Here is a 15,268-nt window from a genome sequence, read left to right as displayed (position 1 = left end):
TAAAATAGGAAGTGATCTCCGTGATCAAAAATCGGCATACCTCAGTTTTTTGTATTCTTATTCTGGTGTTTGGACTGGTCCTGTTCTATATAGGGACCGATGGATTCACTGCTTATACAGCTGAAACGGCACGAGTGACGAAGCTGATCGAGGAACAACCCGTTTTTCCCGAAGTATTAATGGAGGATAGTGAAGGGCGAACGTATTCCATATCTGAATTCGAAGGCAAATATGTATTTATTACATTTATCTATACAGGCTGCACCACCATTTGTATCAAGCTAGAAGAAAATATGGCTCAGGTGTATGACTTGGTGCCCTACGAGTATTTAGGTGAGGAAATTGTGTTTTTAAGTATAAGCTTTGATCCTGATCGTGACGATCCCGCAACTTTAGATAGGTATAAAGATTTGTTTAAGAGTGATGGGGAAACATGGAGGATGGCAAGAATCCCTGAAAAGACGCAATTGGATTCCTTGCTAAACAAGTTCGGTGTCATTGTGATTCCAGATGACAGAGGGAATTTCGCCCATAATTCTGCCTTCTATCTGGTCGACCGTCAAGGTACTTTAGTAGATGTTATGGACTTTACAAAGGTAACAGAAGCAGCGAATACGTTAAGGCAATATGTTGAAACAGACAAAAAGGGGGAGTAGGCAATGAATCAGTTTTTGTTCGGTCTCGTCCTTTTAATTGGTTTAATGCTTCCTCCAGTGGCACGCTTGATGGAATCGGTCATGATTATCCACATGCATATGCAAATGCCAATGTTAGTGATAGCTGGTTTTTTTATGGCACATCTCTTTCTGCAGCGATATCCTCAATTTTTTAACAAATATAATCAAAATGGGGTTCCTGGAATACTCCTTTTTACTATTATAATGGCATATTGGTTGTTGCCGCGTACAATGGATGAAGCATTAACAATAGAAACTGTTGAGATATTTAAATTTGTGAGTCTGCCATTTTTAGCTGGCGTCCCGCTTCGTGACAGTTGGAGAAGACTCAGCAAAACATGGAAAAACAATGTCATTACACTGTTTACCGTCGTCTTTCTGGGAATGGGATGGTTATATATCCAATCAAATGATCAGCTGTGCAACAATTATTTAGTCATTGACCAGGTAATCCTCGGATGGGGATTTATTACGATGGCCATATGCATGGTCATTTACTTAATTTATATTTTTGCAGTGGATCCTTCACAGTATGAATAAGCCTGTTTAATTGGAATGTTAGAAGTCTAGGGAAAAAACAGGAGGCATCCTTAAATACGGGGGGTGAGAGCAAATGATTCAATCGGAAAAATGGAATGTATTAACGACAAAAGGTAATACGAATTTCCTTTCTGAGCTAAAATCGTTATTTAAGGGAATTGTTCTAATAGCAAATGTATTGCCTGTATTCACCGGTCTGTGGTTAGCCTTGTATTTTACAAATACCTCCTTTATCGACAAATTAGATGTTGTTATATACACGATCACGGGTAGTACCTTTGTTATGGCAGGCGCTCTGGCTCTTAACAATTGGTATGATGCAGATATTGATGTAAAAATGGCTCGAACGAAAAATAGGCCAACCGTTACGGGTGCGATTTCACTTAATACCGTGTTAACAGTAGGCATTATCTTAAGTATTCTTGGATTTATGATTTTACTTTTTACCTCAGTTGAAGCAATCATTTATGCACTTGTTGGATGGATTACTTATGTGGTGCTCTATACAATGTGGTCGAAGCGGAGATATACATTCAATACGCTGGTTGGAAGTTTATCCGGAGCGGTAACTCCATTAATTGGCTGGGCAGCAATCGATTCAGCCTTGCACATCGTACCAGTCATGCTATTTCTTATCTTATTTTTCTGGCAGATGCCCCACACCTATGCGATTGCTATGAAGAAGTGCGATGAATACAAAGCTGCAGGAGTCGCTATGCTTCCAGTAGTACACGGATTCAAGAAAACAGAAAGACATATTGATTTCTATATACTATGCTTGATGCCATTGCCGTTTTTCTTAACCTCACTTGGAGGTACATTCATTGTTTTAGCCACTATACTGAATGCTGGGTGGCTATTACTGAGTATCAGCAGGTTTTATATCCAGGCCCCACTTAAATGGGCACATCTGAACTTTATTTATTCGGTTAACTATATCATGATCTTGTATGTCTTAATGGTTGTGATAACATTCTCTTACTAAAGACAATCAATGAATGAATATATATAAAAGGGATAATATAATTTTTACTCAGTTAAGTTATGCTTAACTGTTTTTTGCTTTGTCCTGTATGATAATGATACCAAACCCTACTTCATGGGCTGGCATGATTTGGCAGGTTCATAGTAGATGAGGGTGAAGACAACAACTCAATCTCATTCAATCGATACCTGTATTGCAAAAGCGGATCACAAGTTTAAAGGAGCTTAAGGAAATGTTAGATATATCCCAAACTTCTAACTTAATAAAAAACCAACCAGCCAGTGATAGAAAAGTTTTAGAAGTGGAAAATTTACTGGATGTTAAACTACCAAATGTATATAAGAATCTATTAAAACAAACAAATGGTTTTTCAATAGGTGGAGGATTAATAATTTATGGTACCGAGGATCTTGTAGAGAGAAATGAAACATGGGAGGTAGCTGAATATGCAGATGGGTATATTTCCATCGGAGATGATGGTGGTGGAAATGTTTTCTTGATGCTGCAGGATGTTAATACAACAGAAGTGCTTGTTGTTGACTCGGGAGATATGAACCCAGATAATGCATCCTTAATTACTTCTGACTTTAGCTACTGGATTAGTAACGGTTGTTAAACAGTGCAAGACATAGAACGGTATGAACCTGATTATTGTAATATTGTATTAGAAAATAGTCCTCCTCGTGGTCTAAAAGATTTAGTGAGAATAAAGAGCGAATTAGGTATCAATATCTCCACCGCAGAATTGCTAAAGGGTTCAAAAAATCCGCCTTTTACTTTGGCAGAGAAATTTCCATACGGAAAGGCCCAAAAAATAGTAGAGAGGTTAGGTGCAATCGGCAAGGTAATAAGTTTAAGGGCGATTTTAAGGAATTGATCAGACTAGCTTACCCACGGGTGGCTTTAGCCTCTCTATATTCCTCACTACCATCAGTGACTATGTTCAAACAATAAATGATAGAGAAATAGCTGCAAAACCAATTGGTTTTGCAGCCTTTTTTGTTAGTGGAGAATAGGGTCCTCTAACCCTTTCCTCACGTTTCCAGAGAAGACCCATTAGAAAATCTGAGTTAAATAAGATCGATTTAAACACTTAACTAACCCTTTTTTGATTGTAAAATAAACCCTATTTTTGCATAAAACCAAAACGCAAATAGTAATGATTACGATTTATATTGACTGCTCTAAAAAAAGAAGCTATATTAATTAATAGTTCTTAAATCGTAATGATTACGATTAATGCAAGAAAATAAATGTTAGTCACTCTTAAAGGAATTTTTGAAATCGGTTTTCCTTTTTGGAGAGTTCTAAGCTTTCTTTTATGGTAGGGGGCTATCAGGTGAAACAAGGAATCATATTAGCCATTGCTTCATCGTTTATCTTTAGTACTATGAATGTCTTTGTAAAGGCAGCGAGTGAGGAGATTCCAGTAACTGAAATTGTCTTCTTTCGAAGTGTTATCGGTGCACTAATCATTTATTTTTTTATGAAACGAGACAAGATCCCTTTTTCTAAAAAAGGAATTCCGTTGCTTGTACTTCGAGGTGCACTGGGAGCTCTATATCTTCTTGCCTACTTTTTCACCATTGCTCATATGCCACTTGGAGATGCAAGTATTTTAGCTCATCTGTCACCTTTTTTTGCCATTCTTCTTTCAAGCTACTTTTTGAAAGAAAGAATGAGTAAGGAAATGTTTATGATCTTCCCTTTGTTTATTTTAGGTGCAGTGCTGTTGATTGACCCCTTTCGTTTCGATTCTTATACGGTTTATGCTCTAGTAGGATTTTTAAGTGCATTTTTAGCAGCTTGTGCTGCCACTTCAATCCGTTTCTTAAGTGCAGCCCATCATAAGTATGAAATTGTTTTTTACTTTTTAGCAGCTGGAACAATCGTAGCTGTACCTCTGATGTGGAATGAATTTGTTCTTCCTAGTTTAATAGGGTGGTTTTATCTAATCTGTATTGGTGTTGTTTCTCTAATAGGTCAAATTGTCTTAACGAGTGCCTTTACACATGAAAACATTATCGTTGTTGAAGTGGTGCGATACATAGGTATTTTTTTCAATATCATGTGGGGTTTCGTCATATGGGGTGAAACAACAAGTTTTTTATCTGTCGTGGGTGGTGCAATAATTATCGCGGCCTCAATCATTTCGTCTAAACAAAAGAACACAGTCGATACTTTAAAGCGGCAAGTTAATTAAATTGAAAATGGAGTGGAAAACATGCTTAAAAAATTTATTACGCTTATGGCAATAACTATCATTTTTATTTTTGTATCAGGATGTAACAATCAACAGGAAAGTAGTAGTTCAATAAAGGAGAAAGGCTCACCTAAATCATCTGAAACAGGGGGAAAATCAATTACATTATTGTTTAGCTTTGCATCTAAAACTATTGATCCTCACCAAGATTGGATGGGTGTTCGTGCAGGCATTGCAGAGACATTAGTTAAAATTGATGAAAACCTTACAATCAAGCCGTGGTTAGCTGAATCTTGGGAACAAAAGGACGAAAGAACATGGACGTTTACATTGCGTGATGGGATTACGTTTCATGATGGTACTCCAATGAATGCAGAAGCGGTGAAAGCATCATTCGAAAGAGCGTTAAGTGTAAACGATTCTATTAGCTCTAGCCTGAAAATTGAATCCATGGAAGCAAACGGTCAAGAAATTACGTTTGTGACAAAGGAAAAATACCCAGCGTTTCTATCGGAACTTGTGCATACAAATGCTTCCGTTATTAAGGTGGATACAGAAAACATAAGCGAGAGGCCAATTGCTACAGGTCCGTTTAAAGTGGCGGATTTTTTACCTGAGTCTGAAATCAAGTTAGAGAAATATGCTGACTATTGGGATGGCGCTGCAAATCTTGATGAAGTAACCATTAAGTTTAACACCGATGGGAATGTCCGTGCGTTAGCCCTTCAATCGGGTGAAGCTGATATTGCCTATCATTTACCTCCAGAAGGACTTAGGGCAATTGAAAACAGTAACAACCTTCGAGTCGAGTCGGTGTCAAGCTTGCGTGTGCATTTTATCCTTTATAACTCAGCTAAGCCAGCCTTACAAGATGGAAAGGTTCGAAAAGCATTAGACTTACTGGTGAATCGGCCTGTGATGGTAAATGAGATAATGAATGGCCATGCTACAGCTGCAAATGGACCTTTTAATCCTTCATTCCCATTTGCTTCAGATATTGATCCGGCTAGCTATGATCCAGCTAAAGCAGAATCTTTACTAAAAGAAGCGGGGTATGAGAAAAACGAAGCTGGAAAACTTGAAAAAGATGGTGAAGTTCTTCAGCTAACACTTGCCACTTATCAGGGAAGACCTGAATTGCCTTTAATGGCTCAATATCTACAAGCAGAAGCAGCCGGTTTAGGGATAGATGTCAATATAGTGACGGTAGAGGACATTGATACTTATCTGTGGGAACAACAAAATGAGTGGGATATGGCGACATATTCTAATTTAACAGCTCCAAGAGGGGATGGAGGATACTTCTTTAACGTTGCTTACTTGCCAGAGGGTTCTTTAAACCCTGGACAAATCAACATCCCGGAAGTAAACGAATTAACGGAACAGCTAAATGAAAAAGCTGATCAACAAGAACGAATTGACTTACAAAAGAAAGCGGTGGCTATTATTCAAGAGCAGCTTCCGCAATCCTTTATTTTACATCCGCATATCATTGTCGGTGTAAATGAACGGGTGAAAAATTGGAGCCCAGGATCAGAGGAGTATTATTTGATTACAAATTCAATGGATGTTGAATAAGGAAGAAAAGTGAAAGTGTCTGCGATACTTTCACTTTTCTGGTTCTTTTCAGTGTATAGGAGGTGCCTGGGGTGAGAAAAACTTTGTCAATCGTTGCTTCAAGGCTTGTTCAATTGCTCATCATGGTTTCAGTCCTTTCTTTTGTGACCTTTGTATTAATGAAGGTCACACCTGGTGATCCCATTCGGGATTTGCTAAATGTAGATGATGTTGTTGCAACAAAAGCTGATGAGGAAAAGCTAAAGAAAGAATATGAGTTTGATCAGCCAATTCTCGTTCAATATGGAAAATGGATTTTGAATGTCATGCATTTTGATTTGGGAGAATCGATTATTTCCAAACGACCAGTTATAGAAATGATCGTTAGCAGATTACCAGCGACCATTGCCTTAACGACGGGAGGCATGGTCGTGCTGTTTTTACTTTCCATTTCATTTGGAACTCTAGGTGCTGTTTATGAAGGTCGTTGGCCAGACTTTATTAGCAGATGGGTAGCCATGTTAGGTGCTTCTATTCCTAGTTTTTGGCTGGGGTTATTGTTAATTTATTTCTTTTCCTTAAAACTTAATCTTTTACCTGTAATGGGAAAGGGGACGTTAGCCCATTTTGTATTGCCCTCGATCACTCTAGGTGTAGCTATGGCCCCAATGTATATTCGACTCTTACGTGAGCGTCTTATCTCTACATTACAAAGTCCATATATTGAGGCAGCCAGGGCAAGGGGATTAACTAAAGAACGAATCCTATTCTTACATGCCTTAAGAGGAAGTCTAATACCGTTAATTACTATGTTTGGCTTGAGTATTGGAAGCCTTATAGGAGGGGTTACGGTAATTGAAATTCTTTTCTCTTGGCCAGGAATGGGAGAGCTTATTGTGAGCTCGGTTAAACAACGTGATTATCCTGTCATACAAGGATACATCCTCATAGTAGGTTTTTTGGTTGTGATTACTAATCTAATTGTCGATTTATTATATTTAGTTGTTAATCCTCAAATCAAACAAGGAAAGGAGACTGTGTAATGGAACCCGCTTTGATAAAATCTAGAGCACTTAAACTTATCCATGACCCTACTATGACAATAGGTCTTTTCCTTGCTTTGCTATTAGGCGGGGTTACCATTCTTGGTGGATGGCTTGTTCCGCACGACCCCTTTCAAATAAATATGAATAATAGATTACAAGGGACTTCCTTCGACCATTGGTTTGGTACAGACCAATTAGGAAGGGATGTATTTTCAAGAATTATTTATGGTGCAAAGTTAACCATCGGTCTCGGTGTATTTGCCATCATGATCGCTGTGGTTATCGGCGTACCAATTGGTCTTTTTTCGGGTTTTATAGGTGGAAGAGTAGATGCTTTCTTAATGAGAATTGTGGACGGCATACTGTCGTTTCCTGATTTTATTCTTGCTATTGCCATTGCTGGAATGCTTGGGCCTAACTTAACAAATTTAATCATAGCGATCGTTTTAGTAAGATGGATCGTATATGCACGAGTTGTGCGTGGATTGGTGCTGGCTGAGAAAGAAAAGGAGTATGTGCTAGTATCCAAGGTCTCGTTTTCTAGTGCCTTCAAAACAATAAGGATGCATTTAATTCCGCAAATTCTTCCAGATATCATTGTCATGGCTGCCATTGATGTGGGGAAGGTCATTCTGCTCATCTCTGCGTTTTCTTATATTGGACTTGGAGCACAGCCGCCTATTCCTGAATGGGGAGCTATGTTGAATGAAGGGCGTTCATACTTTCAAGTCGTACCTTCTCTAATGATTTACCCTGGTCTTGCCATTATGCTGACAGTATTATGCTGTAACTTGCTAGGCGATGGATTGAAAAACTATTTTGATATTCGCAAAAGGAGGGGTTAATGGTGAAAAGTTCTTTGATTTCCATCCAAGATTTGCGGATTACTAGTCAATCAGCTGAAAAGGTTCTAATCAGCAATGTTAATTTAGAGATTGGAAAGGGAGAAATTGTCGGACTTATTGGAGAAAGTGGCAGCGGAAAAAGTTTAACCGCTAGAGCTGTCATGAGACTTCTCCCCCCAGATATGAAAGTTAGTGGGAAAATTTTTTATAAAGGTACTGATGTGCTGGCGGTCAATCCTAAAGAGCACCGTCATTTACTTGGAAGTGGAATAGGTATGATTTTTCAAGACTATAGAGGCAGCTTTACTCCTTTTATTAAAATTGGGAATCAGATGATCGAAACAATTCGTACACATTATAAGATGACTAAAAATGAAGCTAAAAGTATTGCTCTTACTGTTCTGGAAGAAATGGGGTTAGAATCAAAACGAGTTTATGACAGCTATTCGTTTCAACTAAGTGGAGGACAGGTTCAGCGTGCAGCCATAGCGATGTCACTAGCTTTAAAACCAGACTTAATCATCTGTGATGAAATGACGACAGCACTGGATGTAATGAGTGGTGAAAGAGTATTAGACTATATTGATCAAATAAGGAATAAAACAGGTTGCTCTGTCTTAATGATTACACATGATTTAGCGTTAGCTTATAAAAGGACAGATCGTATGTATGTCATGAATCAAGGAGAAATTGTCGAAGAAGGTTTACCTGAACAAATTCGCTGCCACCATAAGCACCCATATACAAAAAAACTTTGTTCATGCTTACTGGCTCTACCTGCAAAGAAGTCAATACAAAAGAAAAGAGCGTATTCAGTATGAGCCTGGTTATAGAAGGTCTTTCAAAACAGTACACCAAGAGTATTCAAGCGTTAAAACATATTTCCCTCACAGTCTCTGATGGGGAAAGTATTGGCATAGTTGGAGAAAGCGGCAGCGGCAAAAGTACATTAGCTCGTATTCTATTAGGATTGGAACCATATAAAGAAGGTTCTGTCACCTATAAGGGAAAGCTGATTGTTCCCAAAAATCGAAGTTCGTTACGCGCGTACCGTAAGAGTGTCCAAATGATTTTCCAAGATTCTACAAGTACATTAAACCCTAAATTACCAATATGGAAAAGTTTACTAGAACCGCTGGATAATTATAAAGAATTCTCACCTTCTTTTCTAGAACAGGGTCTTACAAAATTGGAAAAGGCAGAGAAGCTTCTAGAAATAGTAGGTCTCGATAAAGAGATGTTCAGTCGTTATCCGGTGGAGTTAAGTGGGGGGCAAAAGCAACGTGTTAGTATTGCTAGAGCCATTAGTCTTGAACCTTCATTGTTAGTTTGTGATGAGCCTACTGCTAGCTTAGATATGACAATCCAAGTTCAAATCCTGCAACTGCTTAAAGAGCTTCAAAGGAAAACGAATATGACCATTCTTTTCATTTCACACGATATAAGAGCTGTTGCGTATCTATGCGAGCGAATGATCGTTCTAAAAGAAGGTTTAATGGTTGATGAATTTAAAATGGCTGACATTTATCATTCAGATCGTCATCCTTATACCAAAGCCCTCATTAAAGCAGCTTCGATAGATTAGTCATAACTCGTTAGGAGGAGTTTATGAAGTTGGCAACTAAATCATTAAAGGGTATCAATAGCCCTGCACCCTTTAGTCATAGAGAGTATTTAGTGTTGGCCATTCCACTGATTATTTCAGGCATTTCAACACCCATTTTAGGGGCTGTTGATACTGCAGTAGTCGGAAGAATTCCTGACCCGGCTTCGATTGGCGGAGTTGCGGTTGGGGCTGTAATCTTTAATACATTGTACTGGCTCCTTGGATTTCTTCGTGTCAGTACAAGCGGATTTACTGCTCAAGCAGAAGGAGCAAATAATCAAACTGAAATGATACTTTCCTTAGTTAGGCCAATGATATTAGCTATATTGCTTGGCATAATTTTTATCCTTTTACAAGCTCCTATCCTATCCATTGCACTATCTTTGATTGGAGGAAGTGAAGCAGTATCATCCTATGCATCCACCTATTTTTCGATTCGAATATGGGGAGCACCTTTTATTCTATTAAGCTACGTCATTATTGGCTGGCTGATTGGAATGGGAAAGGTTGGCTTAGCTTTGGCTACTCAGATATGGATGAATGTATTGAACATTCTATTAGACCTTGTTTTTGTCTTAGGTTTAGGAATGGGAGTAAAGGGCGTTGCCTATGCAACCCTCATAGCTGAAGTCAGTGCGGTTCTGTTAGGAGCGTGGCTTTTATATATAACTAATAGAGAAAAACTGGCTGACATAAAAATATCAATGTTACTGGATATAGAACCCATTTTAAATATGATGAAAATGAACCGGGACTTGTTTTTGAGGACGGCATGCTTGCTGACGATGACTTTGCTGTTTACTTCCTCCAGTGCGAGTATGGGTGAAGTTACTTTAGCAGCTAATGCTATTTTGCTGCAACTTCATTATATAATTGCTTATTTATTTGGTGGTTTTTCAAATGCCTCTAGCATTTTAGTTGGCAGAGCCATAGGTGGGAAAAATCAGTATTTGTATAAGCTGGCAGTTAGCCTATCCGCTCAGTGGGGATTTGCTTCGGCAGTTCTATTGAGCTTAATCGTATTTTTTTTCGGTGAAAGTATAATCTCCTTATTTACGACAATTGCAGAAGTGAAGAATTTAACAAAGGAGTTCCTGGTGTGGATTCTGTTGTATCCTATCTTAGGTTTCTGGGGTTTGCAGTTAGAAGGAATATTTTCCGGTGCTACGGAAGCTAAATCGATCAGAGATTCGATTGCTTTAGCTTTAATTGTCTTTTTAATTACTCTTTGGCTCTGTGTGCCTCTGTATCAAAATCATGGATTATGGATGGCGTTTGTCCTTTTTAGTTTATCTCGTTCTTTCTTTTTATCGTTATTTGTTCCAAAGTTAACTCGAGAAAAATTTGTTAACCCAGGCTAACCTCCTCGTTCACTAACGATAATAAAGTGTAAAATTAGAGATGCTTAATGAGAGCATGTCAGTATATAGGATTGGGCTAAAGGCGGGGAGATATGCAAGGGCTAGAAGTTGAAGTTTTGAGCATGAACGTACTCATGAAGAGAAAACCAGAACTAAATAATAGTGACAGGTACCTATTGATACCTGTCATTATTATTTACAAATTGAATAATTAACTGGTTAAGTTCTTTCGCCCCCTTAGTCGGGATACGGTGGTCAACATTCTCGATAAAATGCAATTCGTTTTGGGGCAATTTTTCATGCAATTGCTTTGCATAAGAGTGAAAGGGCTTATCCTTCTTGCCATAAACCAGTAAGATAGGCAGATTAATCTCATTTAACTGATTGACACAATTGTATTTTAGACTATAGCGGTAATATTGCTCAATGTTGCGGTAATCCCCTTTTTTTGCTTCTGAAAACATATCTTTAAACAGCTTTATATTATTTGAATTGCTCCAGGAGATGGACCATGCTAATAAGTTTATAGCCCCTTTGCTTGAAAGCTTGATTCCTAAAGCAATCTTCTTCCTCAAGTAATCGTCATTTACATCAGGCATGGCCCCAATCGAAATTCCCCCCAAAACCCGTTCAGGAAACGTCAGCAAAAATTCTAATACAATCGAACCGCCCGTGGAATATCCGCATAAAAATGCTTTATTTATATTTAGATGGTCCAATAGTCGGATGATATCCTCAGTAATCACTGGATAGGTTATTGGTTCGGGGGAGTAGGGGCTATTTCCATGTCCCCTGATATCAAAAGTAATGATCTGAAAATTTTTCGAGAGGTCTTCTAATTGATATTTGAAGTTTACGGAAGTCAATACAGGCGGGTGGATAAAAACGATGGGAGTTCCGCTTCCTTTTACATTATAATACAGGCTGCCACTTTTCATATTCAGCATTGGCATGTACTTGTCACCTCAACTACTTATTAATTTCTTTCACCAATCCGTCTGACCTGGAAGCGTTGAACCATCTAACAAAGGTTACTGGTGAATCCAATGAATATTTTCCCTTACTTTAATGCAAAAAATTCATATTGCATGGGTAAGTGAAACGGAAAAATGATATGAAAGGTAATGTCTCATGAATTGGGGAGTTAAGGCGGTTAATGCTTAAGTTTGATTCAACATAACAATATAAATGCGTTATGGAAAAAATTCGGAAACAATATTGTATCGTGTAACTTTAGCAGAGGAATAATGTTAATGGAGGAAGTAGCTTTGTTAATTGTAAATTGTTCGAGCAGAATTGAGGGTACAGATTAATAAAAAGTAGATCTAATGGCAAACACATAGATAAGACAACCAATAACGAAAAAAAGCTGCAAAACCAAATGGTTTTGCAGCTTTTTTGTTAATGGAGAATAGGGGGCTCGAACCCCTGACCTCAACGCTGCCAGCGTTGCGCTCTCCCAGCTGAGCTAATCCCCCGTATCGAATTGATAAGGTACAAGAAAGATTATATAACCATCTGGCTGGACATGCAAGACAAAATTTCAAAAGTAAATCAAAAAGCCGCGCTTAAGCGGCTTTTTTCTACAATCCCTCAATTTCAACCCTGTTGATTCCTTCCATTTTGGAGACCGTTTCGTATACATCGGTCGTTTTTCTGCGGATGTCCACTGTCACGATTAACTGGACGAGCTGGTTTCCCTCAGCTAAATCCTTGATGCGCACATTCTTTAGCGCAATTTTTTCAGACTTGATCTTAGCAATGATATCAGCGATGCTTTCCCTAGTGTTAACGTTAAATTGAAGCCTGATTTCTTTTTCGCGCAATTGCCTTGGACCAATAAACTTCATTAGGAATGGCATGAATTCCACACTGAAAATCAATAACGCCACACCAGCGATTGCTTCAAAGTAAAACCCTGCTCCGACTGTAATGCCTATTCCTGCAGCCCCCCAGATCATTGCTGCAGTAGTCAGACCGGAAATCGTGTCGTTCCCTCTTCGTAAAATCACACCCGCACCCAGGAAGCCAATACCTGACACAATCTGTGCGGCCAAACGAAGGGGATCCATCGTGATATTCACATCATCGTCTCCTGGGAACATATAAGCAGATTCACTCGATACCACTGTCAAAAGGCAGCTTACGATCGAAATGACAAGGCTTGTTTTCAATCCTACCGGTTTCCTCTTAATTTCCCTTTCCAGCCCAATCACAAGTCCTAAAAAAGCGGAAAGTCCCAACTTAATTAAAATTTCCATATCAATTGAAGTGAACATTGTGATCTCCTGCCCCGTTAAGATGTAGTTACTTTCCCTATATTTATTGAAATAAACTTATACCGAGAAAATTTTCATGTAAACTCAAGATAAAAAATCATTTTCATTGTAAAATACTTATAATTCATAAAAAGGAGAATCAAAATGGAAGCACCTAAAGTCAATCCTTACCTCGCGGTTGCGATCGGTGTGGTGGCTGTTTCAACGTCTGCCATCCTTGTTAAGGTCTCATCCGCACCGGCGGGAGTCATTGCGTTTTACCGGTTGTTTTTTTCAGTATTAATTATGCTTCCGGTCTTTCTAATAAAATATGTTCCGGAACTTCGACTTATTACGAAACGGGATTGGGTATTCACCGGGATCGCCGGCATCTTTCTGGCTTTTCACTTTATCCTGTGGTTCGAATCATTAAACTACACTTCTGTAGCCAGCTCGACCGTACTCGTCACCCTGCAGCCTATTTTTGCATTTATAGGGGCCTATCTGTTCTTTCAAGAGCGGTTATCTGTAAAAGCGATTTTTAGCGGGGTGATCGCAATTGCTGGAAGTGTCATTATCAGCTGGGGTGATTTTAAAATCAGCGGCAGTGCTCTGTTTGGAGATTTCCTGGCATTGGCTGCTTGCGCACTGGTAACCGTTTATCTATTATTCGGCCAGACAGTAAGGAAGAGAATGTCGCTGATCACATATACATTTATTGTGTACAGCATCAGTTCGATTACATTGTTCTTCTATGTAATAGCTGCAGGTGATTCATTCTATCCATATGCTGCAAGTGATTGGGTGTATTTTATTCTGCTCGCATTGATTCCGACTCTGCTTGGCCATACATTGTTCAACTGGTCCCTGAAGTGGGTAAGCACATCAATCATATCAATGGCCATTTTATTCGAACCAATCGGGGCAACAGTTCTTGCTTTCTACCTTCTTGGTGAAACGGTAGTCTGGACCCAGGTGGCTGGAGGACTGGTTGTTATTGCTGGGATAACAATATTCCTGGTAGATGAAAGAAAGATGAAGCTGAAAAAACAAGCTGAAATAAACTCGATTTCAGGGTAGGGGATCATAATGGTAATAAGAAGAGCTACCAAAGATGACGCAACAGGAATTGCAGAGGTTCATATCAGAAGCTGGCAAGAAACATATAAGGGGATTGTCAGCCAAGATTATTTGGATTCTTTAAAAGCAGAAGACCGGAAACCTTTATGGGAAAAAAGCTTATCTGAGTCGCCGGATAAAGCCCCGGTTTATGTGGCAGTTAATCCTGACGGAGAAATAATTGGCTTCGCTTCCTATGGAAAAGAGAGGACAGGGAAGGTTAATGCATACGGGGAACTGTACGCAATCTATATCCTCCAAAAAGGTCAGAAAGCTAAAAATGGATTGAAGCTAATCAAAGCGGGTGTGGAGGAATTATTGAAACAGAAATATAAATCCATGCTTGTATGGGTGCTATCCGATAATGGCAGCCGCGGGTTTTATGAAAGTCTCAAGCCTCAAAAAGCAGGCGAAGAAGTCGTTGAAATAGCCGGTGAGGAATATGTTGAATTCGCATATGTATGGCATGATTTAGAATCTCTTCTAGAGTTAGTACGCCAAAAATTATGAAAGACGGCTCTCGAGCCGTCTTTCTGTTTAATGCTCTTTATTATGCAAACAGATAGGTGAACCTTGAAAATATAAGGGCACATACTGACGTTAAAATGAATGTACCACCGTGAACCTTTCCTTCAGCGTTAGCAATTTTGATGGCTTCAATATAAGCTACGCAAAACGAAATCAGGGCCATGATTAGTGATAGATATAGTGCGATGGATTGCAGCAAAGAAATCACCTCGAATGATAGTTTGTCCAAGACATTCTATGAGGGCTGGTACGCAATTATTAATAAATCTTTTTTATAATAAGAAGAAACATGGAAAAGAAAAGCAAAATCAATCAATATAAAAATTTCTTCTAAAATTATATTGCAAACATATTTTATCCGTGGTATATTTAATCTCGCTTCAGGAAAACAACGCTGAATTGAAAAACAAAACATCGATTTTATGAAAAACAAAAATAAAAAACGATGTTGACAATAACAATTCACCGTGTTATATTAATAAGGTCGCTTCTGGGCGACGAACTGAAACGAATTGCTCTTTGAAAACTAAACAAACAAGCGTC

General features: G+C 38.7%; 14 protein-coding genes, 1 tRNA gene and 1 pseudogene. 13 read left to right on the top strand and 3 right to left on the bottom strand.

Annotated features, from left to right (window positions below; translation table 11 throughout):
- Positions 1-20: 20 nt before the first annotated feature.
- From EJA10_RS18830 to EJA10_RS18780, 11 genes and pseudogenes are all read left to right on the top strand, one after another.
- Positions 21-656 (top strand): SCO family protein, encoded by a 636-nt coding sequence (locus EJA10_RS18830; RefSeq protein ID WP_125481581.1) that lies wholly within the window; start codon positions 21-23, stop codon positions 654-656.
- A 3-nt stretch (positions 657-659) separates the two neighbouring features.
- Positions 660-1,217, top strand: a complete 558-nt coding sequence (locus EJA10_RS18825) for a hypothetical protein (protein WP_125481580.1) — start codon at positions 660-662, stop codon at positions 1,215-1,217.
- Between the two features lie 73 nt (positions 1,218-1,290).
- Positions 1,291-2,202, top strand: a complete 912-nt coding sequence (gene cyoE / locus EJA10_RS18820) for a heme o synthase (RefSeq protein WP_125481579.1) — start codon at positions 1,291-1,293, stop codon at positions 2,200-2,202.
- 232 nt (positions 2,203-2,434) lie between these two features.
- Positions 2,435-3,079 (top strand): annotated as a pseudogene (locus tag EJA10_RS18815) (SMI1/KNR4 family protein).
- A gap of 462 nt (positions 3,080-3,541) precedes the next feature.
- Complete coding sequence (locus EJA10_RS18810; RefSeq protein WP_246017873.1) at positions 3,542-4,405, top strand: DMT family transporter; 864 nt, start codon at positions 3,542-3,544, stop codon at positions 4,403-4,405.
- Positions 4,406-4,426: 21 nt separating this feature from the next.
- Positions 4,427-5,983: a nickel ABC transporter substrate-binding protein gene (gene nikA, locus EJA10_RS18805; protein ID WP_125481578.1), complete on the top strand. Its 1,557-nt coding sequence runs from the start codon at positions 4,427-4,429 to the stop codon at positions 5,981-5,983.
- Positions 5,984-6,054: 71 nt separating this feature from the next.
- Positions 6,055-7,005: a nickel ABC transporter permease gene (nikB, locus tag EJA10_RS18800; RefSeq protein WP_125481577.1), complete on the top strand. Its 951-nt coding sequence runs from the start codon at positions 6,055-6,057 to the stop codon at positions 7,003-7,005.
- Complete coding sequence (gene nikC / locus EJA10_RS18795) at positions 7,005-7,853, top strand: nickel transporter permease (RefSeq protein WP_125481576.1); 849 nt, start codon at positions 7,005-7,007, stop codon at positions 7,851-7,853. The genes nikB and nikC overlap by 1 nt, the downstream gene beginning before the upstream one ends.
- A complete protein-coding gene (locus tag EJA10_RS18790) occupies positions 7,853-8,674 on the top strand; it encodes an ABC transporter ATP-binding protein (protein ID WP_246017872.1) in 822 nt (273 codons plus the stop codon). Before nikC ends, EJA10_RS18790 begins: the two co-directional genes overlap by 1 nt.
- A complete protein-coding gene (locus EJA10_RS18785; protein ID WP_125481575.1) occupies positions 8,671-9,438 on the top strand; it encodes an ABC transporter ATP-binding protein in 768 nt (255 codons plus the stop codon). Before EJA10_RS18790 ends, EJA10_RS18785 begins: the two co-directional genes overlap by 4 nt.
- Positions 9,439-9,461: 23 nt before the next feature.
- Complete coding sequence (locus EJA10_RS18780) at positions 9,462-10,820, top strand: MATE family efflux transporter (RefSeq protein ID WP_125481574.1); 1,359 nt, start codon at positions 9,462-9,464, stop codon at positions 10,818-10,820.
- Positions 10,821-10,993: 173 nt separating this feature from the next.
- Here EJA10_RS18780 and EJA10_RS18775 read toward each other — a convergent pair whose 3' ends face one another.
- The 3 genes from EJA10_RS18775 to EJA10_RS18765 all read right to left on the bottom strand — a co-directional run bounded on the left by EJA10_RS18775 (position 10,994) and on the right by EJA10_RS18765 (position 13,099).
- Positions 10,994-11,773 (bottom strand): alpha/beta fold hydrolase, encoded by a 780-nt coding sequence (locus EJA10_RS18775; RefSeq protein ID WP_125481573.1) that lies wholly within the window; start codon positions 11,771-11,773, stop codon positions 10,994-10,996.
- Between the two features lie 452 nt (positions 11,774-12,225).
- Positions 12,226-12,298: transfer RNA gene (locus EJA10_RS18770), tRNA-Ala, on the bottom strand.
- A 105-nt stretch (positions 12,299-12,403) separates the two neighbouring features.
- Positions 12,404-13,099 (bottom strand): MgtC/SapB family protein, encoded by a 696-nt coding sequence (locus EJA10_RS18765; protein WP_125481572.1) that lies wholly within the window; start codon positions 13,097-13,099, stop codon positions 12,404-12,406.
- Between the two features lie 144 nt (positions 13,100-13,243).
- Between EJA10_RS18765 and EJA10_RS18760 the strand changes: the two genes are divergently transcribed.
- Together EJA10_RS18760 and EJA10_RS18755 are read left to right on the top strand one after the other, a co-directional pair.
- Positions 13,244-14,158 (top strand): DMT family transporter, encoded by a 915-nt coding sequence (locus tag EJA10_RS18760; RefSeq protein ID WP_125481571.1) that lies wholly within the window; start codon positions 13,244-13,246, stop codon positions 14,156-14,158.
- Between the two features lie 9 nt (positions 14,159-14,167).
- Positions 14,168-14,707, top strand: a complete 540-nt coding sequence (locus tag EJA10_RS18755) for a GNAT family N-acetyltransferase (protein ID WP_125481570.1) — start codon at positions 14,168-14,170, stop codon at positions 14,705-14,707.
- The last annotated feature ends 561 nt before the right edge of the window (positions 14,708-15,268 follow it).

It is taken from the genome of Mesobacillus subterraneus, from assembly GCF_003937825.1.
Taxonomy (GTDB): domain Bacteria; phylum Bacillota; class Bacilli; order Bacillales; family Cytobacillaceae; genus Mesobacillus; species Mesobacillus subterraneus.
Note: the sequence above shows the minus strand (reverse complement) of the source record. Positions and strands in the feature narration are given on the sequence as shown.